The organism is Xylanibacter ruminicola (genome assembly GCF_900107775.1).
Lineage (GTDB): Bacteria > Bacteroidota > Bacteroidia > Bacteroidales > Bacteroidaceae > Prevotella > Prevotella ruminicola_C.
Map to the genome: position 1 here is coordinate 159,511 of NZ_FNRF01000004.1, position 20,566 is coordinate 180,076.

The following is a 20,566-nucleotide window of genomic DNA, read 5'->3' on the forward strand; positions in this document are numbered from 1 at the left end:
ATGTTCGAGATAACTCGCCTTATTTCTTCCATGCATTTACAACTTCACCGATATACATGGAGTGGATGCCTGCAGGAAAGTTTGCATACATTTTCTTGGGCACATCACTCTTGAAATACTGAGGGTCAAAGGGGGCAGCATACATGATTTTGCATTCTATCACCATTGCAGCCTCAGTATAGTAAGGCGTTCCGTTGGCAGTATAGGCCGTATGAAGCCCAAGAGCCTGAGCCTTGTCACCGTCGCGGCCACTCTTAGTACCCATGTAGTTCAAAACCTTACTTTGCTCTACATCGAAGGCCATCACGGTAAAGTATTCAGCCTTGTCCATAAACTCCTTGGTGTAGCGTTTCTCGGCTACATAGACAGTTAGGGCTGTACGCCCCCAAAGTGTACCGATGCCACCCCACCCGATGGTCATGGCATTGCTTTTCTCCTTGTCGCCTGCTGCAAGTAGTTCAGCGTCGTGGAACCATTGGAAACCGTTCTCCGTGAAGTCCTCCCTCACGTTGAATTTCTTGAAGCCATGCTCTTCCTGTGCAAATGCAGGAGTCACTGCCATCATCAAAATGGCTGTAAATGCTGAGATAATAGTGCTTTTCTTCATAAACTATCCTAATTGTGAGGGCAAAAATACGAATTTAATCCTGAAAATAACTATCTTTGCCGTAGCTTTTAATATGTTTTGTGAAATGACAGACCAAATTATATGAAGAAAATAATAAACCCTTGGCGCAACCATGAGGGGTATAATTGTTTCGGTTGCAGTCCAGACAATCCTATTGGACTCCACATGGAGTTCTACGAGGATGGTGACTATATCGTGAGCACCTGGCATCCTGAGCACAATTATCAGGGCTGGGTAGATACCATGCACGGCGGTATTCTGAGTACGCTGATAGACGAAGTATGCGGATGGGTGGTAACTCGAAAGCTCCAGACCAGCGGCTATACCGTTCAGTTGAATGTAAAGTTTCGCAAGGCAATTCCTACGACTGAACCAGAGTTGACCATACGTGCTAAAGTAACAAAACAAGTAAGGAATCTTGCCTATATCAGCGCAGAAATAACGAACTCGAAAGGTGAACTCTGCAACGAGGGCGAGGCCATCTACTTCCTGATGAACGAGGAAAAGGCTAAAGAAATGGGATTCCTGCATTGTGAGGTAGAAAAATAAATATGAGTATTTATGAAGACTGAGAAAGAAAAGATGTTGGCAGGCGAGGTGTATTCCGCTGTTGACCCGCAACTGATTGAAGAACTGACGGAAGTGAAGGAGATAATTCACGACTATAATCTGCTGCGCCCGTCGGAGAAACAAAAAGCAAGGGAGATTCTGAGAGGTCTATTGGGACACATCGCCGACGATGAGATATTAATTATCCAACCCTTCTACTGCGATTACGGCAAGCAGATTAGTGTAGGCAAACGGTTCTTTGCTAACTTCAACTTCACAGTACTTGACGAAGCACCAGTCACCATTGGCGACGACTGTTTTATAGGTCCGAATGTCAGCATCTACACAGCTTGCCACAGCACAGATCCTGTGGAACGCAACAGCCGCAGAGAATGGGCAGAACCTGTAAGCATCGGCAATAACGTTTGGATTGGCGGCAGTGTCACCATACTACCAGGTGTAACCATTGGCGATAACGTAACCATCGGCGCAGGAAGCGTAGTGACAAAAGATATTCCCTCGAATTCCATTGCGGTTGGCAACCCGTGTAAAGTGATAAAAAGTTAGAACAAAGCAAGTCCCCCCAAAATACAGTAACAATGAAGAAACGGAAGATCAAGTATTCTGCAATATTCTTTCTCTGCTGGTTCGCCCTTTGGGTCGTGCTGGTGGATGGAGTCCTGAAGTTCCAATCACTGGTTGATTATTGTGGGTCGTATGCATTTGTAGAGGTTGCATTACTGCTATTGATTATCCTACCAACATTGGCTGTTTACAGATATACAAAAGACAAAAGTAATGACTGAAACGTTGTTATATTATTTTGTAGGCATAAACGTAGTGACCTTCTTCGTTTTTGGCATAGACAAGTGGAAAGCAAAGCAAGGGAGTTGGCGCATTTCTGAGACCACGTTGCTATTGTTGGCCGTTATCGGAGGTAGCATCGGCGCCTGGCTTGGCATGAAAGTCTGGCGACATAAGACAATGCACAAGAAGTTCAAGTATGGTATACCATTAATCTTAATTGCACAGATTGCTATGCTCTTCCTAACCGCATGTGCTACGAAAAAGCAGGTAACAACAATCGAGTCTGCAAATCAGACACCAATTCATAAACGCCAGCCAATTCAGGATCATTCACCAAATGTATTCTTAGTGATGTACGATGCAGAAATTGGAAAGCAATACCTACTCGAAGCCATCAAAGAATATGGAGCCGACATTAAATACGACTATAAAATCATAAACGGGATGGCAATAGAGAAACCTAAGAATAAAACACTCGAAGAAACCATGCAATATTTCAAAGAAGTGAAAGGTGTAACTACTGTCGAGTATGACCATATCATCCGACTTACGGATCCCGTCAAACCAAGAATAGAAATCCAATAATCAATGAATATAGAAGACTATCGTGAATTCTGCCTGTCATTAGGCGCTGACGTGGAAGAGAAACTGCCGTTCCAGAAGTTCAAAAGCGGCGAAGGAGTATTGGTATTCTACGTCATGGGGCATATGTTCTCATTCTTCGACTGCAATGACTTCTCCGTTATTTCAATGAAATGCCAACCGGAGCGCATTGAAGACTTGAAAGCACAGTATGACTGTATTGGCAATCCATACAATGAATCACCCAAGCATTGGATTGGCATTAATCCCAGTACTGCACCAAATGATTTGCTACAGGAACTGACACGAAACTCATATGAGATAGTAAAGGAGAAATATACGAAATGATCCGGGATTTTATTGCTATCGATTTCGAGACAGCCAATCGGGAGCCGTCAAGTGTCTGCTCAGTTGGAGTGGTTATGGTACGTGGCGGGCAAGTGGTTGACAGTTTTTATAGTCTAATCCAGCCCGAGCCCAACTACTATAATTATTGGTGCCAACGAGTTCATGGGCTGAGCCAGCAAGATACAGATGATGCACCCGTATTCTCAAAAGTATGGCAACAATTGGAGGAGCGGATTGCAGAAGTCTACTCATGTCCAATTGCTACCCTACCCTTCGTGGCTCACAATGCCCGCTTTGACGAAGGATGTCTGAAAGCAGTTTTCAAAGTCTATCAGATGGACTATCCTGACTATCGTTTCTACGACACCCTCACAGCAGCCCGCAGACAATTCGGTTATTCGCTACCCAATCACCAGCTCCACACCGTTGCAGCCGCCTGTGGCTACGACCTGCAGAACCACCACCACGCACTGGCAGATGCCGAAGCTTGCGCTGCTATAGCACTATATATCCTGTGATTAGGGTTCAGTGTAAAGTTACGAACCACACAACTTACCCTGCAACATATCTGCTATAGCCTCTATGTGTCTGTTTTTATGCTGGGCCAGGTCATCAAGTATCAAGTCTGCAATATCGATTTTGGCCATTCGCTCTTCTGCTGTGGCAAACAATTCCAGATAATCACTTACTTGGATATTCCAACCTGCTGCATTTAGTTCTCTGGCCCGCTTCCACCATTGCCTGTATGTTTGACCATCAACATCAGTGTCGGGGAAAAGCAGCACCTTACTATTCTTCACTGCACTCAATCGTTCGTCCTGTAGGTTACCCTTCGAACCTGTTGCCATCCACAGAACACTCTGAAAGCATAACGAACAAACTACAACTGTCTTTTCGCTTTCGACTATGCATATTGTCTTATTGGCATTTTGAGGATTACGAAGCAAATGCTCACCAAAGAGCGTTTTTCTCAGAACATAGTAAGTGGGCAACTTTCCTCTTTTTGCCAATTCTTTAGGAATACTCAAAGGCGTTGAAGATTTGTCTCGCCTACCGTCAGAATTATAGGACATCACCTTCCCCATTCTTACTATATTCCCCTCATCCACATACCAATATATAATGTGTCCAGCCCTTGTTATACCCAACTGATACGTATTGACAATTTCAACAATTGCATCATCATTGGCAACTACTCGCTTTAGAAAAGACACAAAATCAGAACAACAATATCTATCAAGGCTTCGCTTTACATACTCATATGGGATATTTACATAAGACTCTTTCTTTGTTTTTGGGGTAGCAATGTTCGCAACAGGTTGAGCACATTCAACTCCATCCTTTACGTAGAATCTATTTGTATCAATTCCATATTCTCGGCACATATATATAAAAGAAGCCAGACCAACTGTTTTACCTGTGTGTAATGCGTTGGAGAACTTCCGGTTATTTTCTGCCTCATTGTATTTACTGCTTAGTTTCGAGATACTTTTGAACAGGGGGCGTCCATCCTCTCCAAGAGTGGAGAGGGCGAACGCTCCTTTCGTCCAGTTGTCAAAATTATCAAACATATTGATATTTCGAAACACGACCTCGTTAACCAAAGCTTGATAATCAAACTTGTCCATTACACACATTTCTTCTTTTCAAATCTTTGAATTAGTTTTGTCACACTCGATTTATCTGTGTAACCAAGTTGCTTGGCAATCTGTTCATAAGTCAAGCCTTCTTCCTTCAATTGCTTAGCCAATTTATATTTGGCCTCTCGTTCTGTATCAACTGGCACAAGCTCCTCAAACGGCACTCGTTCGCCAGTTTCTGCAAAGGTGAGGTGTTCAGAAAACATCAGCTTGATGGATTCAGACTTGTAGTCAGCCGACAAATAATTACCTTTCACACAGCAAAGATGTTTATAATTCACATCCCTCAAGTCAGTACGCAATTCAAGCACCAAGCGCATTTTTGCTTCAAATGCCTGACTACCAAGCAGGTTATGTTTTGACGGTGCAAACATTTCTGTACGCTTGCCACAGTGGTGCAAGAACATAATAAGACATTTGTGCTTGCAGGCCAATAATGAGTATTTTACCAAGAATTGACGAACCTGATTACCTTCGTTCATACTGCCAGTGTACAAGTCTGAGAAACAGTCTACCACAACTAAATCTGCTGGTTGATCCGCTAAACATTTGTCAAGATCCGCAATAACGTCCTCACTATCAAAGATGAAACGAAGCCCCCTTAGGGATTGTGCCTCAAGTTGCAAATCGCCATTTTGCCGTCCAACCAAATAGGCACTGGCAGTCTCGTCGTCCTCTGTGGAGACATAGATTGCGCTCCGGTGCTCTGTATGGAGACTCATTCCAAGGAAAGAGTCCAATCCTGCAGAGACAGCCATCGCCAGTTGACGAAGGAAAGCAGACTTGCCCGTATCAGAACTACCAGCAATGCAAACGAGACCAGATTTTGGCAATAGTGGCTCCAATAAAGTAGGAACTTCACTGACACCCTTATTCAGCAGGGTTTCTCCTGTAATATAATTCTTCAACATATTACTTCCTCCTACTAAATTTGGCAAGTTTGCCTGATTCAACCAACTTCTGAACATCCTGCTTAGAATAGAGCTTTTTACCACCAATGTGATGACATTTCAATACGCCATCATTCTCTCGGCGCCATAAACTCGTCATAGAGATATGCAGCATATCGCATAGTTCAACGCTATCGAGATATCCTTCTGCATCAGGATTCTGCCCCTTCACATTATTGGCTAATCTCACATCGACGAATTGATTAATCACTTCATAGCAGACCTCTCTGAGTTTCTGCTTCAACACAGCGTCAGATAGCTTTTCGTCGATAGAACTTCCGACCGCTGTTTTTATAATATCAGTGAGCATTGAATGCTCATAATTCTTATAAGTCATTTTTATATTATTTGGTTTAACAATAATCCTTTGAGCTCTCGGATTTCGGTCTGCAAAATTATATCAACGTTTCATAACCACCAAAACATTTCCCAACAAAAGTCTCGTTTTAACTATAACAAGACTTTTGAACCCCTCTAAAAGTCTTGTTATGGCTTAAACAAGACTTTTTACGCCATTTTGCTGTAAAATAAATGCTTGCTTAGAGTCTTTCATGTTACTCCCAAATAACAGAAAAAAGGAACCATATTAAATGGTCCCCTTCATACATTACTTATATAATAATAGGTGTTGTACCAACCAAATCATTTTGCGTTGATAGTTGAAATGCGCTTAATGTTTTCAATTTGTCAACCTATCATATCAAATTGTAACGCTTCCAATTTTTTTGCAATACGATCAGCCATTTCATCTTCTGATGTCTCAATATAACACTCAAAATTCCTTTCAGTTCTATGACCACTAATAGCCATCATTTCACGGGTATCAAATACACCTAATTTATATAGATTAGTGATTGTAGAGCGACGAGCAGTATGGCTACTAACAATCTCAAATTTCCGTTTCCAAACCGTCCCGTTCTTATCGCGTTTGAATAATGGAGAGCCATTATGCTCTTCTGCATATTTTTGTGACTCTCTAAACTGCTTACGCTTATCCGGACTGAGTTTTTCGCCATCAGCAACCATTTTACACATTTTCAAATAGCTTTTTTCCCTCCTTAGTTCTGCACTCGTCAACTTCGTAGGATATTCTTCAAGCAAAGATGGCACTGATTCTGCAAGCTTTTCCAATATTCTTTTGATTCTTCTGTTAAAATCACGAGGCTTTACATCAGGGAAATCAAAGTCATACTTACGAATTAGCTCAAGAATACGCTTCTTATTCAGGAAAGGAACCTTAACCCCATTATCGGTCTTAATTTGATCTAATGATATGATATCAGTACCTTTTGCAGTTGTTGTGAAGTTACTCTCATCCAGAGTAGAATAATCAGATACTCTTTGGGCACTGAGAATTCCCAAATAGAATACATCGCGAACTTCTTCATCAGTACCGCTCAACTTCATATTATACAATGCATCCAATTCATCAGTGGTCAGATATATAGCTGCTCGTTTATCTTTCTTGTGGACAGTCTTCTCTTTCCAAACCATAAGACTTACAGCATTTGTATTTACCCTTTCTATGGTTGCATACCTACACAGCTTTCTGAAACAACCAACATATTTATTGATTGTAGTTTCCATAACAGGGATATTTTCCAAATACAGTCTAAACTTATCTGCAAATGGTTGGGAAATATCATCAAATGACATATCCATGGGACAATAAGCATGAAGATGGGTTCCAAAATCTCTCCATATCCTTACAGTTTCTGGTTTATACACATTACCACTACCATGACGTATGCTTTTGTCCGTAATACCATTTAGGAAGTACTCATAGAAGTTCCAGATATACTTTTTCTCCTGAATTCTCTTCTGTTCAGCAAGTTCTTTTAGGCGTTTTTCGCGCTCTTCCATTTCTTCCCTTTCTCTTATTGCCTCATTGTTTGCAATTAGTAACAATGCATTTTCAAGCACAGGTTTGTCAGCATTACACATAATCTTACCTTCTGCAAATAGCAAGTCTATGGTTTGCGACACCTTATTAAGCTTCTCATTAATCTCTTTACCCTCACCTTGAACATACTTATTCCATGCTGATATTGATTTATGCGCTTTCTCCCACGACTCAATATCAACATAAATACCAGTTCGGATGTGGTTCCAAACAATTTTGGGGTTACGCTTACAGACTCTCGTATAAAGCGGAGCCTTTCCCGTGTTAACTTTAGATCTAACGAAATATTCTGCCATAATACAATTATTTAAAAATTAAACAAAAAAAACTGGCAGCAAAGGTATATAATCTTTTCTAAAAGTTGGGTGTACTTTGGGTGTACATTATGAACATTTTTGAAATATTAAGAAATAGAAATATAGATTAATTTTTATTATAACACATTGCTTTTCAGCTATTTGCAATGTTTTGAAAATTATTGGAATATAATGAAATATATTGTCACAAGTTCGAGTCCCACCGGGCACCCTCCAAGAGACATCGCCTAAACGATGTCTCTTTTTTTGTGTTTATCATACATACCACCATTTTAAGTGGGGTACGTACCACCTTTTATGACGTTTTTTACACTTTTCAATAGGTTTTGGAGGCCAAAAACTACACTTTTCAATAATTATTCTTGCTGCGAAAATACACTTTTCAAATTAAACCACCAAATAAATCACAAAAAAATGAGAAAAAGAGCCTGTTTCGCAGTCACGACGTTTTTATTGTGACGATGTTCAGCGAATATGCGGGCACGGTTAGCATCACGTGGTCATCAGCTGTCGAGAGTTGTTGCTCTACGGGATGAATGGTTGTGGGCTGCTGGAGCGTATTCTCCTCCATACCGTCGTTGGCTGCCAACCTCACTACTCGGGCTTCGCTTGGCGCAAAGTTCTTCAGACTAATACGAGCTGTGGTGGCAGCATCATCGTTGTTCACCACTTTTACAATAATCTCGCCAGTGGCGTCGTTGATGGTGGCCGATGAGTAGATGCCCTTGGTGTGGTCGCGCTTGAGCAAAGTATCAAACAGCTGCTCATTGTCGAGCCATACCTTCACACTGTCGCCTGCCACCTGCAGGGTAACATCATACCAGCGTCCTGCCTCAATGCGCCCACGCTTACTGTCGGTCAGCAGTTTGCCGCCATTGCTAATCTGCTCGATGGCATGCTGCGAGTTGGTCCATCCGCCAAGGTTCACCCAACAGTAGTTCTTGTCATCCACATAGTTAAAGATGACGATAAAGCCCTCGGCCCCTTCGTCTTTGCGACAGCGGAACTTACAGGTATAGTGATCGCCGTCTATGACATCCTTCTGAATGCAGCGCGTGGCATCCTTATGTCCAGTCTGGTGCAGCATGCCACCCTCTATCTGCCAGTCGCCATACATGCAGTCCACCTCTTTATCACATTGGAAAGTGGCGCGTGTGTTCCATGTACCATACCCCACTCTACTCTGCTTTGGCGTAATCTGTTTCACCACCTTATCTTTATAAGGATTAGTTTGCTGCACTTTCAGCACCTGCGTGCCCAGATGCTGTGGCATGAGCTGTTGCACGTAGTAGCTCGGAGTACCCATCGCACGACTGCTGCTGAAGCGTATCATATCCGGGCGCCAACGGGCATCATTCTCGTTGACGAAGATAGGGGCATAAGATGCCAGTTCCACCACGTCGGCATTGTTCTCCATACCCATCATATAGATGGCCTCGCCCAGTGCAGCATTCATATTGCCCAGCGTGCCGTAGCCATTGGTCACGGCATATTCACCCACATACACCTTAGGTCCTTGGCGGTCGTAGCTGTCGTATTTGTGGAAAGCATCAGCAAACCAGTCGGGCGAGCGGTAATAATGCTCGTCCAACAAATCCACGGGCAGACTGCTGCCCCATTTCGGATTATCATCGCCCCAAGCCACCACATTGCCTATGATTTTCATATCGGGATATTTGGCCTTGATAGCATTGTAGAACTGTTCGTAACGCTCGTAATAGTGATCGCTCTGCTGCCGCGGATCGGGCTGGTTGTTCTCATTACCCACCTCAAGATATTCTATTCCGAAGGGTTCTGGATGACCGTTTTTGGCACGCATGGCTCCATACTTGGAACTGACGGGACCGTTGGCATACTCCAGCGCATTCAAGCACTCGTCTATCCATGGTTGGATACTATCGTAAGGTGTTTGTCCGCCGTGCCATATCCCCACGTTCACCACGTAGAGCGGTTTGGCTCCCAGATCCTCAGCCAACTGCAGATACTCATGATACCCCAGTCCGTCGGTGGTACGGTAGCCCCAGTTCACATTCCAGTGGCCTTCACGCTCTTCGACAGGACCGATGGTGCGCTGCCAGCGGAAGGCATTGTCGGGACTCTCCTGCCCCTCCACGAAACAACCACCAGGGAATCGCATAAACTTAGGATGCAACTGCCACAGCATGTTGGCCAAATCAGGACGCATACCGTTCTCACGATTGCGGAATGTGGGTGGGAAGAGGCTCACCATATCCAGCTGCACCTGTCCTACACCATCGAACACAAGCGCGAACTGCGCCTGGGCATCATTGTCAAGAGCGGTCAGCGTGGCCTCGTATTTTGTCCACCCCCGCTTTTTAGCAGCGGCGAATACAGCCACCTGCTGCTGAGCGTACACCTGTTTTCCGTCGGCCGAGCGCAGTTCTGCCTTCACGGTGCCCCTATAGGCTGGCGCCTTGGCCCAGAACGACAGGCGATAGGTGCGTCCCTGCACGGCGTTAATCCCCCAGTAGCCCTCGTTAATCAGACTTACAGGCGCAGCTGGTGATGCCTTGACATCCAACTGCAGGGCATGGTGCTGGGCACTATTGAGCAGAGGCGTTTTCTTCGAGTCTTGAATGAGACGGGCGGCCAACACAGAAGGCTCTGCAGCCACGGTAGCCCACCCCTGCATGTCGGCAGGAGCACCAAAGCGCGGTCCATCCTCAAACGAGCGGTTTCTGATCAGTTCGGCATAGATGCCTCCATCAGCGGCATGGTTGATATCCTCATAAAAGATTCCATAAAGCATGGGGCTCACCTTAGGGCCTCGCTGCTGTGCATCGATATCAATGGTTATCTGAGCCTGTGCAGTGGCAGCCATAGCAGCCCAGCAGGCCATAAAGAGCGATTTTTTACAGTTCATAATAGTTCCAAAATAGTAACGTTTTAAAAAGATAGTAATAATCATATCAGGTGCAAATATACAAAAGTTTTTGAAGATATTTCCTTCCCAAGCAACTTTTTCTGAATTTCACTTGCATTTTTACGCTATAATTCATTACCTTTGCATCCTCAAAGAATTAATGACACAATAATAATGAAGGAATCAAGATTTTACCTCTTAGGCATTTTCGCCACAGCGTCTATCAGCGTTTGCGCTCAGACCACCAAGCGCGTGTTTGTCTATAGCCCAGGTGAGCACGCCGGCTTGCATGTAGCACAATTCACCCCCAACGGTTGGCAGGAGATGGGTCAGCTGTGCTCGTCCGACTATGGCACATGGGGAGCCGAGAAGCGCATGTACCACCCCTCAGTGGCCCGCGCTGCCGATGGCACCTGGCGCCTGGTGTTTCAGGTCAACGACAGTTCACCACTCTTTGCCGCAGCCTATAGCCGCAACTTGGTAACCTGGCGCCCACAAGACTATCCTGTGATGTCAACGCCACAGTGCCTCAAGCCGGTAGTCTTTGCCAATGACAATGGCACCTTCGACATCTATTATCAGACGAAGACCGGCGACAAGCGCTGGGTATCTGCATCGGGCAACTTCCGTCAATTCAGCAAAGACCAGAAGAGCCTGATCGATCAGGCTGCCTGGACGCGCGACACCGCCACCATAGCAGGCAAGTTGCACGAGGGCAACACCTTCGACATCACAGCGCAGGAGCTCAGCACCATCACTAGTCACTTCCAACAGTTGCAGGCCGACGCACGTCTCAGCAGTGAGCGCATGCACGACGATGCCAAGAATTCCCTGCTGTCCCATCAGCCTGTGACAGCCACACTTCACGTGAGCAACAGCGAGAAGACCATCAGCGACAAACTGATAGGTATCTTCTTCGAAGACATCAGCTATGCTGCCGATGGCGGTCTGTATGCCGAACTGATTCAGAACCGCGACTTCGAATACAACGCAAAAGATCGTCGCGAGTGGAACGCCACCACCGCCTGGCACTCAGCCAGTCCTATCGATATTTCCACCCAGCACCCACTCAGCAGCAACAATCACCACTATGCTGTGATTGCTGCCGACACACTGTGGAACGAGGGTTGGGATGGCATCGCCGTAGAGGCCGGCCATAAGTACAACTTCTCGATGTATGTTCTGGCCGACGGTCAGAAGCAGAACTTCACGATTCAGCTAATAGGCACCGATGGCACCATACTTGCCAGCAGCAAACTCAAAACCCAGGGCACCGATTGGCAACAGTACACCTGCGTGCTCAGCACCAAGAAGAGCTGCACCAAGGCCCGTCTGGCCATCATTCCGCAGAAGTCCGTCCGTGTGGGACTCGATATGATTTCGCTCTTTCCACAAGAAACATTTATGAACCGTCCTAACGGTCTGCGTCGCGACTTAGCTCAGGTCATCGCCGACCTGAAGCCCAAGTTCGTCCGTTTCCCAGGCGGTTGCATGAGCCATGGTCAGGGCCTCGACAATATCTACCATTGGAACCACACCGTAGGTCCACTTCAGGACCGCAAACCCGACTTCAATATCTGGGGCTATCATCAGACACGCGGACTGGGATTCTTCGAGTATTTCCAGTTCTGCGAAGACATCGGTGCCGAGCCACTCCCAGTGCTTGCAGCAGGCGTTCCATGCCAGAACTCAGCCGCCAACGCCCAGGGTATAGGCGGTCAGCAGTGCGGCATCCCTATGGATCAGATGCCAGCTTACATCCAGGAGCTGCTCGACCTGATTGAGTGGGCCAATGGCGATCCCGCCACCTCCAAGTGGGCCAAGCTTCGCGCTGATGCCGGTCACCCCGCCCCATTCAACCTTAAATATATAGGTATAGGCAACGAGGACATCATCGGCACCGTGTTCGAAGAGCGCTACGAGATGATCTGCAAGGCCATCCGTCAGAAACATCCCGAGATTAAGATTTGTGGCACCGTAGGACCTTTCCACGCCCCAAGTGCCGATTACGTCGAAGGATGGGACTTCACCAAGCGCCATCCCGAGCTGCAGTATATGGTTGATGAGCACTACTACGAGTCAACCGGTTGGTTCATGCACCATCGCAACTATTACGACGGTTACGATCGCACCATGCCTAAGGTTTATCTTGGCGAATATGCAGCCTCAACCAATGTCAAGCGTCCCAATATCGAGACCGCACTGGCCGAAGCCCTCTATCTCACCGATGTTGAGCGCAATGGCGACGTGGTAGAGATGACCAGCTACGCCCCGATGCTGGCCAAGGATAAGCACCACAACTGGGATCCCGACATGATCTACTTCTCTAACACCGAAGTCCGCCCCACCCCTGCCTACCATGTTCAGCGCATGTTCTCGGTATATGGTGGCGACAAGTACGTGAGCACCGACATCCAGATTGCCCCCGAACTTAAACATCGCGTAGGCGTCAGTCTGGTTCGCCACAGTGCCACCGGCCGTCGCTATCTCAAGTTGGTAAACGCCCTGCCCGTAGAGCTCACCATCAAAGCCAACGGCCTCACTATCCCAGCCGACAGCAAGACCGAGGAGTTCAGCGGTCAGCCCACCGACCAGACGCTTGAGATGAAGCAAGGAGTAGCAGGCCCCAACGCCCTCACGCTACCCCCTTACACTTTCCGTGTGATAGAGTTATAAAAACAAGTTTATATAAAAGTTAGGCAATAATATAGCAGTTGGCACAGATGATTTAGGTAGTGCAATTTAACAGATATATTCTGATTCATCTGTCTGTGACATATCAGCTTCCGTACGCTCGGCTCAGCCGTTTGGTTTCGCCAGCAACCATTTTACTCTTCATTGTCTTAGCCGATGCTCTTTCCTAAATCAAAAGCCTCCTGCAGTTTCGGATTGCCCTCAATCTCACGAGGGTCATTCACACCTCCGCAGAAAAGCGTTCCTGCCAGGCGACTCTTGGGATAGCAGTCTATCCAGCCCGTCAACCCCGTCTCTGCACGCTTCGGAGTCTCGGTTTCATCCTCTGCAGCCGTAGTCAGCAGATAGACATCACGAAACGCATAATCCTGTTCATACATCGCATTCATGCGGTCTATGAGGGTCTTCATCTGGCCGCTCATCTCGTAATAGTAGATAGGTGTTGCCCAGCAGATAACATCAGCCTTCAGCACCTTGGCCATGATGTCGTTCACATCATCATTGATGACACAACGCCCTAACTTTTGGCAACCCAGACAACCCTTGCAGAACTGGATGTTCTTGCCAACGAGAGAAATTTTCTCCACCTCGTTTCCTGCAGACTTGACGCCTTCCACAAACTGGTCGGCGAGTATGTCGCTGTTTGAGCCATGACGTAGGCTCGTAGAAATAACAATAACCTTTTTCATATTTTATTCTTCTATCTTTTTAATCACCTTTGCTGGCACACCTCCAACAATCGTATTCGGTTCAACATCTTTTGTGACTACAGCACCTGCAGCAACCACAGCTCCATCACCAATGGTCACGCCTGCCAACGACGGGTTTGCCCGATGCCATGTAATCACGAAATTCTTGTATTGTCATTGTCTCTGATTCATCTGATAAAGTTCATGCCTTGCCACTCTTCGCGTTCAGGATAATCGGGATTACCATTGGCGTGAATCTTCTTCAGTAACCAGGCCATGTTGTCGGCAAGCACTCGCATGGTCTGCATTCCCTCTGTGTCCTGTATTACTTCACCGGGTGCCAAGCCGTAGGCGATGTTCCAATATTGCGAAGTAACCACAGGCATGTTCTTCATCTCGAATATCATGTTCATCGTCTGGTATGCAGCCGTAGCACCACCACGACGGCAGATAGCTACCGCTGCCGCAGGCTTGTTCTGTACTTGGGCACCTGAGAAGAAGGCACGTTGCAGAACTGCCATTACAGCACCGTTGGGCTGACCATAATAGACAGGCGAACCCACGATGAGCGCATCGGCCTCATTGAGCTTTTCAACGATACGGTTGCAGATGTCGTCATCAAAGACACAATGCCCTAATTGCTTCGCCTTACATTGTCCGCAGGCAATGCAACCACGTACAGGCTTGTTGCCCATTTGCATGATTTCCGACTCTACACCATTCTTCTCCAATTGACGGGCTATCTCCGATAGTGCAGTAAAAGTGTTGCCATTCTTGTTGGCACTTCCGTTTAATAACAATACTTTCATCATGTTATTGTTTTTTGTTTAACCTAAATGTTAATTTAATAGTTACTCTATTTTATAGTTCGCTAAATTGGAATTTACCTAATCTCTCACTTGTGAAAACAGCCACTTTATTCTTTTTGTCGAAAAGGCATTGTCACACGCATTGCGATGTTTCTGCCCAAACAGAACGTCAAACTTTACGTTTCCTCCTGCTTTGCGGATTTCTGTAGTTAACCATTTCAGGGCATTATAACTCCTTTCTTCCGAGCCTACAGTCACATATAAAGGGGTGTCCGTATAGTCAGAAGGCTTTTCATGTTGGGCCTGACCTGAAGCGATTAAAGCAGCTGCAAATAGTTTGGGATTATCCTTCAAGATTTTCCATGTGCCACATGCACCCATAGATGCGCCGCATATATAAATCCTGTTCATATCAATATCTTTTGTCTTCAGATAAAAGGTTACCAAATCCACCACTTTGTCTGTGTAGCCAGAATTGCCGTTCCGTCCGTCCCACTCATAGTCCTCTGGACATTGTGGAACAAGAAAGTAGGCTGGAATAGCGTTCTTCCGTAGGTATTTGTCTATCTCTTGGACACCAGCCTGAGACAGTTGCTTCTGATTGTCGTTTCCACTGGCATGTCTGCCATGAAGGTAGATGACCAAAGGAATCTTGCCCTTTACGTCATTACAGAAAACCAATTCTTGATAGAGCAGCCCATTATGCTCCATCGGCTTGAAATCCTGAGCCATTGCAAAATGACTAATGACAAGGGCTGTGAGTAATACTATATATCTTTTCATAACTGAGGCGTAAATTCAGATTTATCTGTTTGTCTTTTAGAAATTTATTTCTTGCTCTGCCTGAACAGCCAATCCCTGACGGCTGCAATCTTATAGCCGTAGTCAAAAGATGCCATGTGCTCCATACCCTTGCCTGATTCAGGGAGTACACTGCCTGCCTCCCACTTGATGAAGTTGATATTGCCGCCCTTGGCTATCAGTTCCTCGGCCAATCGTTCCTGTTCTTCGCTTGGAAGCTTTGCACTCCATGATGTGGAGTCAACACGGGCATTGTTCTCCTTCATCACCTCAGCCAAATCTTTCATGCCACCCGATGCTTTCTGGTCGCCGCCAGCCACGATATAGAAGAAATGCTTCTTGCCGAAGTCCTGCATCTTCGAGGTGTCCCACTGGCTGCTGACAAACAATGAGGCTGCAAAGAGTTCAGGATGCGTGATATTGAAATAGAACGACATCATGCCTCCCATAGACTGTCCTGTGGTGTATAGTCGGTTGGTATCTACATTGTATTCCTTGCAGACGGTCTGAAGCAGTCGGATTGTCATCTCCACCTCGTCGGTGGTGCTCCAGTCGTCTTGTACGGCCCAGTCGGTATATTGTGGCACCAGCACGAAAGAGGGATGCTTCTGCTGGTCTCTATTTGAAGCGAACTCCAAGGCACCATACCCTTGCGTGAGCGGAGCCGTCACTTCCTTTCCTGCAGTACTGGCATCAGCCATGAAGAGCACTAAGGGGAGTTTCTGACCTGCCTCGGCACCTTCGGGAACCAGCAGATTATACTCCATTGTCTTGCCTGTCTGTTTGTCGTTGTACGTCAGTTGCTTGAACTTTCCTAGTGTCTCTTGCTTCAATGCCGCGAAAACACTGTCAGAATCTTTGTTAATCACCATGTGGCCACCTTGGCGAGGACCACGTTCACCGCCCTTCTTCTGGGCGCAGGCTGTCAGGCACATCACTCCTACTGCCAGCAAAAACATTACTTTCTTCATATTTTCTTGGAGTGTTTCGAGTCACGGCTCTGGTCTCTACCAAGACCTTTTAAAATTAACTGTTATTCAGTTCCAACAGATAAATTGGAATTTAACCGATTATGTATTTACTGCCCGGTATCAGCGAGATAATTTTTGTGGTAACTGCACAGCACAGGAATGTAAGCAGTCCGATAACGGGAATGGCAAACCATACGGGCAGTATAGGGTTGGCAACATCGCCGCTGATGATCCATTCTGCGATAAAAGTCAGGAAGAAAATGTGCATCAGATACATACCAAAGGTGAGTTTGGCAAGGCTGTTAATCCATCGGGGAGCCTTCTGGATGCAGCTGAACAGCAGGAAGGATCCGAAGGTGGCAAGCAACACATTGGGTGTGCAGAACTCCCACGACCATTCCATCATCGGCGTTTCCATCTGCAAGCCGGGCACGGCCTTCCACCAGAAGCTCCATGCAGTAAACAGACCGCCTATGACAAAGCTGATTGCCCCAATGGTCAACTTTTTCTGCTTACTCCACTTCAAGTGTACTCGGATATAGTGAGCCAATACGAGATAGCCTAAATAACCAGAGCAGTACCACAGGGCAGAATACTGATTCCAGAAGCACTCACCCCAAAGTTCGGGCGACACAAAGCGATGCAGCCAAGGGATGAGCGTGGAGAAGGCAAAGATGCCGAGGAATATCCGTTCGTCTTTCGCGCTGGACTTTTCGAGCCAGGGCGACACCACGGGTATGATGAGGTAGATACTAATGAGCGGGTACATGAACCACAGATGACCGCCCCATAGTGGGAAGTTGAAGGGCACCATCTTCAGTTGCTCGATAGCATCATCCCATGTCAATCCGCCCCAAGTGGCTGGCAATAGGGCATACAGCACCAAGAAACAAATAAAGGGGGGAAGGATGCGTAGGAAACGACGATGATAGAATTGGCTCATTGTCATACCTGGCTTCATCGGCACCAGCAAGAAGGCCGAGACTATCATGAACAGCGGTACGGATATGCGCCCGAAGAAGCCGTCATAGATAGATACCCAAAGACGGTTGTCCTCATTGACTACCTGGGATATCGGTCCCATGTTATAAAACTGCTCACTGGCGTGTACTACCATTACCAGCAGGCAGGCAATGACGCGGATGTAATCAACAAATGCTATTCGCTCTTTCATGTTGTTTTGTATTTTCTATTTATTTTTTCTTTGGCTTCTGCTCCACGCATTGCACTCTGAAGCATGTCAGCAGTGTTCTTGTTCTTTCGCGGACTACCATTGAAGAACATCGCTTTTAATTTCTTTTCTTCCATAATAATATGTTTAAGTTTATTCTGCCTATACTTCGTGCCTCAGCGCATCCGAGGGCCATCCCGTGACATTCCTGCCAGTGTCAAGCAAGCGGATCTCTTGGAGGTCATCATCTGTCAGGTTGAAGTCAAAGAGATTGATGTTCTCAACCATCCTTTCCTTGTGGGTTGTCTTTGGGATAATGACAATGCCGTTCTGAATCAGGAACTTCAAGGCCACCTGTGCAGATGTCTTGCCGTATTTCTCGCCGATATTCGTCAGCGTTTTGTTCCTGAAGATGCCGTGCTTCCCCTCTGCCAGCGGACTCCATGCTTCCAATGCCGTGTTGTACGGCTTCAGGTATTCCAGCATCTTCCTTTGCTGATAGAGCACATGGGTCTCGCATTGGTTCACAACAGGCATCACCTTTGCATCATTTACAATCTTGGGGAACGTATTGGGATAGAAGTTTGACACACCAATGGCTTTGAACACGCCTTGCTCATAGAGTTCTTCGAGCGTATGCCACATGACGGTTGGATTTCCGACAGGCCAGTGAATCAGCATCAAATCCACATAGTCAAGTCCCAACTGCTTCATGGAATGGCGGGCTGTGCGCAGTGTTTCCTCCCTCGTATAGCAGGAATCGCATATCTTGGTCGTGATGAACAGTTCTTTACGGGGAACTCCACATGCCCGAACTGCATCACCAACGCCTTTCTCGTTGTAGTACATAGCAGCAGTGTCGATACTCCTATAGCCTACCGACACGGCATTTTCCACTACTCGCTGGGTTTCCCCATCGGAGATATTATAGACCCCAAGCCCGACCATCGGCATCCTCAGGCCATTATTCAAAACCTTATATTCCATCATCTGTTTACGCCTCTATCTTTTTTATCACCTTGGCAGGTACACCGCCAACGACGGGAATAGCACTCGCCTACGTTGAAGCATCCATAGACATCGCCCTGCTCAGCGGCTTTCATATACCATTCGAAAGCCAGTTCAAGGCTGACTTTTACGCCTGTGCCACGCTCATAGCAGACCCCAAGGTTGTTCATTGCCTTGGTGTCACCCTCGTAAGCCTTCTCACGATAGCCGTCTGCCTTGTTTCGTTCCTTTGGCATAGGTATTAAATTTCCTCCATCTCACTTGCTACACGGGCCTCACAGTCCCTCATGGCATCAAGGGTCTTTTGCAGCACCTCGTCCAACGGCCATCCCAGCATTTCTGCTCCCTGTTCAATAACCTCGCGAGAGCAGCCTGCGGCAAAGCCCTTTGACTTGTACTTCTTCTTGAGCGACTTCAGTTCCATGTCCTGAACGCTCTTCGAAGGGCGCATCAGGGCAGCAGCCCATATCAGTCCCGTCAGTTCATCGGTAGCAAAGAGTACCTTTTCCATCAGGTGCTCTGGCTTCACGTCTACGGTTATGCCATAACCGTGGCTGCAGATGGCATGGATCATTTCTTCGCCAACGCCACCTTCACGCAGCAGTTCTGGGGCTTTGATACAATGCTCCTCGGGATATAGTTCAAAGTCAATGTCATGCAGCAGCCCGACCATTCCCCAGAAGTCCACTTCACTGGCAAACCCAAGCTGCTCGGCATACCAGCGCATGACACCTTCCACTGTCAGCGCATGCTGCAGGTGAAACGGGTCTTTGTTATACTTTCTCAGCAGCTCCCAGGCTGCCTCTCTCGTGATGATACTTTCCATAATCCTTAATAGTTATTTTATCGATTCAGATATTTCCAGAGCTCGATGGAATCGTCGTGATACCGTAGTTTCTCGACAATCGAGACGAGCTTCTTCTGAATGGCTTTCTGAGTGGTCCCCATCTGTTGGGCAAGACTCTTTACGGAGCGTTGCTTACAGCCCATGCCGAGCGTCTGGCGAAGCAGCAGGTTCTCATCCTCAGTGAGTGCATGACTCAGAAGACTGTCGATCTTCTCAGACAGTTCAAACCTTGGCGCACCTTCAAGGGTGAACGGGTCATGGGTATCGACAATCGCATCCAGACTGCCGTAGTTCTCCCATCTGTCCTGAAGCTGAACCAGCAGGTTTTCTTCGTCATGTAACTCAGTTACGTCCATTCCTTTTTGCACTTTTGCCTAAATTCATTTAAATATGGTGGCAAATTTACCAATAATCAGCGTAAAATCGCTATCTTTGCCATCAGTTTTAACAAAAGTTGAATCTCGTCACGACTCAGCCAATCATGCAAGCATATTGGCGTTCGCTGCTCCGAGAATTAAGAATAATTAGGATTTATACATGGGTAACCACAGCAGGAGTTTAATATGTTGATGCTCTGGCATTGGTGAACATCCACTGACCGTTACGTTTAACTAACTGGAACGTGAGTTGCAGATGCCAAGTATGACGTCCGCCTCCGAAAACAGCTGCAGTAACTCGGCTGCGACCTGTCAGCGTAGCATGATTGCCGCTGACTTTGATCTCCATCTGCTCATGTTCTGCAGAAAAATAGTTTAGTGTACCATTGGTGATCGCCTTGATGTATTCCTGCTTCGACTGGTGCATCCCTGTCATGTGAGTCAGCACAAAATTATCGGCATGGACACGGTTTAGTACCACCGTGTCCTTTGCCACCATAGCCTCGTACATGTCTCGATAGAGAGTTTCTATCTGTTCTTTGTCCGTCTTTGCTTGCATGGTGATTGTTGTTATTCCCAAAAACAATATCG

At 46.5% G+C, this 20,566-nt stretch carries 23 protein-coding genes and 1 pseudogene; 6 read left to right on the forward strand and 18 right to left on the reverse strand.

The window, feature by feature from the left end; genetic code table 11:
• Positions 1 to 19: 19 nt before the first annotated feature.
• A complete protein-coding gene (locus BLU97_RS10995) occupies positions 20 to 607 on the reverse strand; it encodes a flavin reductase family protein (RefSeq protein ID WP_081352987.1) in 588 nt (195 codons plus the stop codon).
• 102 nt (positions 608 to 709) lie between these two features.
• On the opposite strand from BLU97_RS10995, the gene BLU97_RS11000 reads away from it, so the two are divergent.
• The 5 genes from BLU97_RS11000 to BLU97_RS11025 all read left to right on the forward strand — a co-directional run bounded on the left by BLU97_RS11000 (position 710) and on the right by BLU97_RS11025 (position 3,432).
• Positions 710 to 1,177 carry a PaaI family thioesterase gene (locus tag BLU97_RS11000; RefSeq protein WP_074761620.1) on the forward strand — a complete coding sequence of 156 codons (468 nt, stop codon included), beginning with the start codon at positions 710 to 712 and terminating at the stop codon, positions 1,175 to 1,177.
• 12 nt (positions 1,178 to 1,189) lie between these two features.
• Positions 1,190 to 1,744, forward strand: a complete 555-nt coding sequence (locus BLU97_RS11005) for a sugar O-acetyltransferase (RefSeq protein ID WP_074761621.1) — start codon at positions 1,190 to 1,192, stop codon at positions 1,742 to 1,744.
• Between the two features lie 231 nt (positions 1,745 to 1,975).
• Positions 1,976 to 2,569 carry a DUF1294 domain-containing protein gene (locus BLU97_RS15680; protein ID WP_081352988.1) on the forward strand — a complete coding sequence of 198 codons (594 nt, stop codon included), beginning with the start codon at positions 1,976 to 1,978 and terminating at the stop codon, positions 2,567 to 2,569.
• A gap of 3 nt (positions 2,570 to 2,572) precedes the next feature.
• A complete protein-coding gene (locus BLU97_RS11020; RefSeq protein WP_074761623.1) occupies positions 2,573 to 2,914 on the forward strand; it encodes an MmcQ/YjbR family DNA-binding protein in 342 nt (113 codons plus the stop codon).
• Positions 2,914 to 3,432, forward strand: coding sequence for a 3'-5' exoribonuclease domain-containing protein (locus BLU97_RS11025; protein WP_074761826.1), 519 nt, complete (start codon positions 2,914 to 2,916; stop codon positions 3,430 to 3,432). The genes BLU97_RS11020 and BLU97_RS11025 overlap by 1 nt, the downstream gene beginning before the upstream one ends.
• Positions 3,433 to 3,450: 18 nt before the next feature.
• On the opposite strand, the gene BLU97_RS11030 is transcribed toward BLU97_RS11025, so the two are convergent.
• The 5 genes from BLU97_RS11030 to BLU97_RS11050 form a co-directional block, all read right to left on the reverse strand.
• Positions 3,451 to 4,542, reverse strand: coding sequence for a DUF6371 domain-containing protein (locus BLU97_RS11030; protein WP_074761624.1), 1,092 nt, complete (start codon positions 4,540 to 4,542; stop codon positions 3,451 to 3,453).
• On the reverse strand, positions 4,542 to 5,465 hold the full coding sequence (locus BLU97_RS11035) for an AAA family ATPase (RefSeq protein ID WP_074761625.1): 924 nt from the start codon (positions 5,463 to 5,465) through the stop codon (positions 4,542 to 4,544). Before BLU97_RS11035 ends, BLU97_RS11030 begins: the two co-directional genes overlap by 1 nt.
• 1 nt (position 5,466) lies before the next feature.
• Positions 5,467 to 5,841, reverse strand: a complete 375-nt coding sequence (locus BLU97_RS11040; RefSeq protein WP_081352991.1) for a helix-turn-helix domain-containing protein — start codon at positions 5,839 to 5,841, stop codon at positions 5,467 to 5,469.
• Positions 5,842 to 6,191: 350 nt separating this feature from the next.
• Positions 6,192 to 7,703, reverse strand: coding sequence for a phage integrase SAM-like domain-containing protein (locus tag BLU97_RS11045; protein WP_074761626.1), 1,512 nt, complete (start codon positions 7,701 to 7,703; stop codon positions 6,192 to 6,194).
• Between the two features lie 460 nt (positions 7,704 to 8,163).
• Positions 8,164 to 10,608 carry an alpha-L-arabinofuranosidase C-terminal domain-containing protein gene (locus BLU97_RS11050; RefSeq protein WP_074761828.1) on the reverse strand — a complete coding sequence of 815 codons (2,445 nt, stop codon included), beginning with the start codon at positions 10,606 to 10,608 and terminating at the stop codon, positions 8,164 to 8,166.
• 174 nt (positions 10,609 to 10,782) lie between these two features.
• On the opposite strand from BLU97_RS11050, the gene BLU97_RS11055 reads away from it, so the two are divergent.
• Positions 10,783 to 13,284: an alpha-L-arabinofuranosidase C-terminal domain-containing protein gene (locus BLU97_RS11055; protein WP_074761627.1), complete on the forward strand. Its 2,502-nt coding sequence runs from the start codon at positions 10,783 to 10,785 to the stop codon at positions 13,282 to 13,284.
• A gap of 167 nt (positions 13,285 to 13,451) precedes the next feature.
• Here BLU97_RS11055 and BLU97_RS11060 read toward each other — a convergent pair whose 3' ends face one another.
• The 12 genes and pseudogenes from BLU97_RS11060 to BLU97_RS11105 form a co-directional block, all read right to left on the reverse strand.
• Positions 13,452 to 13,991, reverse strand: coding sequence for a flavodoxin family protein (locus tag BLU97_RS11060; protein ID WP_074761628.1), 540 nt, complete (start codon positions 13,989 to 13,991; stop codon positions 13,452 to 13,454).
• Positions 13,992 to 13,994: 3 nt separating this feature from the next.
• Positions 13,995 to 14,120 (reverse strand): annotated as a pseudogene (locus BLU97_RS15855) (sugar O-acetyltransferase); the annotation flags it as partial.
• Positions 14,121 to 14,179: 59 nt separating this feature from the next.
• The gene (locus BLU97_RS11065) at positions 14,180 to 14,800 is read right to left on the reverse strand and encodes a flavodoxin family protein (RefSeq protein ID WP_074761829.1); all 621 of its coding nucleotides are present in this window, start codon (positions 14,798 to 14,800) and stop codon (positions 14,180 to 14,182) included.
• Between the two features lie 78 nt (positions 14,801 to 14,878).
• Complete coding sequence (locus tag BLU97_RS11070; protein WP_139209011.1) at positions 14,879 to 15,583, reverse strand: prolyl oligopeptidase family serine peptidase; 705 nt, start codon at positions 15,581 to 15,583, stop codon at positions 14,879 to 14,881.
• A 44-nt stretch (positions 15,584 to 15,627) separates the two neighbouring features.
• Entirely contained in the window at positions 15,628 to 16,572 is a 945-nt protein-coding gene (locus tag BLU97_RS11075; RefSeq protein WP_074761630.1) for an alpha/beta hydrolase-fold protein, read from the reverse strand.
• A 91-nt stretch (positions 16,573 to 16,663) separates the two neighbouring features.
• Complete coding sequence (locus BLU97_RS11080) at positions 16,664 to 17,746, reverse strand: acyltransferase (protein ID WP_074761631.1); 1,083 nt, start codon at positions 17,744 to 17,746, stop codon at positions 16,664 to 16,666.
• Entirely contained in the window at positions 17,743 to 17,880 is a 138-nt protein-coding gene (locus tag BLU97_RS16085) for a hypothetical protein (protein WP_175456368.1), read from the reverse strand. The genes BLU97_RS11080 and BLU97_RS16085 overlap by 4 nt, the downstream gene beginning before the upstream one ends.
• A gap of 25 nt (positions 17,881 to 17,905) precedes the next feature.
• Positions 17,906 to 18,691: an aldo/keto reductase gene (locus BLU97_RS11085; protein ID WP_254771712.1), complete on the reverse strand. Its 786-nt coding sequence runs from the start codon at positions 18,689 to 18,691 to the stop codon at positions 17,906 to 17,908.
• Positions 18,692 to 18,729: 38 nt separating this feature from the next.
• On the reverse strand, positions 18,730 to 18,987 hold the full coding sequence (locus tag BLU97_RS11090) for a tetratricopeptide repeat protein (RefSeq protein ID WP_074761632.1): 258 nt from the start codon (positions 18,985 to 18,987) through the stop codon (positions 18,730 to 18,732).
• Positions 18,988 to 18,992: 5 nt separating this feature from the next.
• Complete coding sequence (locus BLU97_RS11095) at positions 18,993 to 19,577, reverse strand: hydrolase (protein WP_074761633.1); 585 nt, start codon at positions 19,575 to 19,577, stop codon at positions 18,993 to 18,995.
• 17 nt (positions 19,578 to 19,594) lie between these two features.
• On the reverse strand, positions 19,595 to 19,954 hold the full coding sequence (locus BLU97_RS11100) for a hypothetical protein (protein WP_139209012.1): 360 nt from the start codon (positions 19,952 to 19,954) through the stop codon (positions 19,595 to 19,597).
• A gap of 202 nt (positions 19,955 to 20,156) precedes the next feature.
• Positions 20,157 to 20,534, reverse strand: a complete 378-nt coding sequence (locus BLU97_RS11105; RefSeq protein WP_074761831.1) for a nuclear transport factor 2 family protein — start codon at positions 20,532 to 20,534, stop codon at positions 20,157 to 20,159.
• Between the last annotated feature and the right edge of the window lie 32 nt (positions 20,535 to 20,566).

What these genes read in the sequence shown, in the direction of transcription:
- BLU97_RS10995 (WP_081352987.1), bottom strand. Translation starts at nt 607, where the DNA reads ATGAAGAAAAGCACTATTATCTCAGCATTTACAGCCATTTTGATGATG.
- BLU97_RS11000 (WP_074761620.1), top strand. Translation starts at nt 710, where the DNA reads ATGAAGAAAATAATAAACCCTTGGCGCAACCATGAGGGGTATAATTGT.
- BLU97_RS11005 (WP_074761621.1), top strand. Translation starts at nt 1,190, where the DNA reads ATGAAGACTGAGAAAGAAAAGATGTTGGCAGGCGAGGTGTATTCCGCT.
- BLU97_RS15680 (WP_081352988.1), top strand. Translation starts at nt 1,976, where the DNA reads ATGACTGAAACGTTGTTATATTATTTTGTAGGCATAAACGTAGTGACC.
- BLU97_RS11020 (WP_074761623.1), top strand. Translation starts at nt 2,573, where the DNA reads ATGAATATAGAAGACTATCGTGAATTCTGCCTGTCATTAGGCGCTGAC.
- BLU97_RS11030 (WP_074761624.1), bottom strand. Translation starts at nt 4,542, where the DNA reads ATGGACAAGTTTGATTATCAAGCTTTGGTTAACGAGGTCGTGTTTCGA.
- BLU97_RS11035 (WP_074761625.1), bottom strand. Translation starts at nt 5,465, where the DNA reads ATGTTGAAGAATTATATTACAGGAGAAACCCTGCTGAATAAGGGTGTC.
- BLU97_RS11040 (WP_081352991.1), bottom strand. Translation starts at nt 5,841, where the DNA reads ATGACTTATAAGAATTATGAGCATTCAATGCTCACTGATATTATAAAA.
- BLU97_RS11045 (WP_074761626.1), bottom strand. Translation starts at nt 7,703, where the DNA reads ATGGCAGAATATTTCGTTAGATCTAAAGTTAACACGGGAAAGGCTCCG.
- BLU97_RS11050 (WP_074761828.1), bottom strand. Translation starts at nt 10,608, where the DNA reads ATGAACTGTAAAAAATCGCTCTTTATGGCCTGCTGGGCTGCTATGGCT.
- BLU97_RS11055 (WP_074761627.1), top strand. Translation starts at nt 10,783, where the DNA reads ATGAAGGAATCAAGATTTTACCTCTTAGGCATTTTCGCCACAGCGTCT.
- BLU97_RS11060 (WP_074761628.1), bottom strand. Translation starts at nt 13,991, where the DNA reads ATGAAAAAGGTTATTGTTATTTCTACGAGCCTACGTCATGGCTCAAAC.
- BLU97_RS11065 (WP_074761829.1), bottom strand. Translation starts at nt 14,800, where the DNA reads ATGAAAGTATTGTTATTAAACGGAAGTGCCAACAAGAATGGCAACACT.
- BLU97_RS11070 (WP_139209011.1), bottom strand. Translation starts at nt 15,583, where the DNA reads ATGAAAAGATATATAGTATTACTCACAGCCCTTGTCATTAGTCATTTT.
- BLU97_RS11075 (WP_074761630.1), bottom strand. Translation starts at nt 16,572, where the DNA reads ATGAAGAAAGTAATGTTTTTGCTGGCAGTAGGAGTGATGTGCCTGACA.
- BLU97_RS11080 (WP_074761631.1), bottom strand. Translation starts at nt 17,746, where the DNA reads ATGAAAGAGCGAATAGCATTTGTTGATTACATCCGCGTCATTGCCTGC.
- BLU97_RS16085 (WP_175456368.1), bottom strand. Translation starts at nt 17,880, where the DNA reads ATGGAAGAAAAGAAATTAAAAGCGATGTTCTTCAATGGTAGTCCGCGA.
- BLU97_RS11085 (WP_254771712.1), bottom strand. Translation starts at nt 18,691, where the DNA reads ATGGTCGGGCTTGGGGTCTATAATATCTCCGATGGGGAAACCCAGCGA.
- BLU97_RS11090 (WP_074761632.1), bottom strand. Translation starts at nt 18,987, where the DNA reads ATGCCAAAGGAACGAAACAAGGCAGACGGCTATCGTGAGAAGGCTTAC.
- BLU97_RS11095 (WP_074761633.1), bottom strand. Translation starts at nt 19,577, where the DNA reads ATGGAAAGTATCATCACGAGAGAGGCAGCCTGGGAGCTGCTGAGAAAG.
- BLU97_RS11100 (WP_139209012.1), bottom strand. Translation starts at nt 19,954, where the DNA reads ATGGACGTAACTGAGTTACATGACGAAGAAAACCTGCTGGTTCAGCTT.
- BLU97_RS11105 (WP_074761831.1), bottom strand. Translation starts at nt 20,534, where the DNA reads ATGCAAGCAAAGACGGACAAAGAACAGATAGAAACTCTCTATCGAGAC.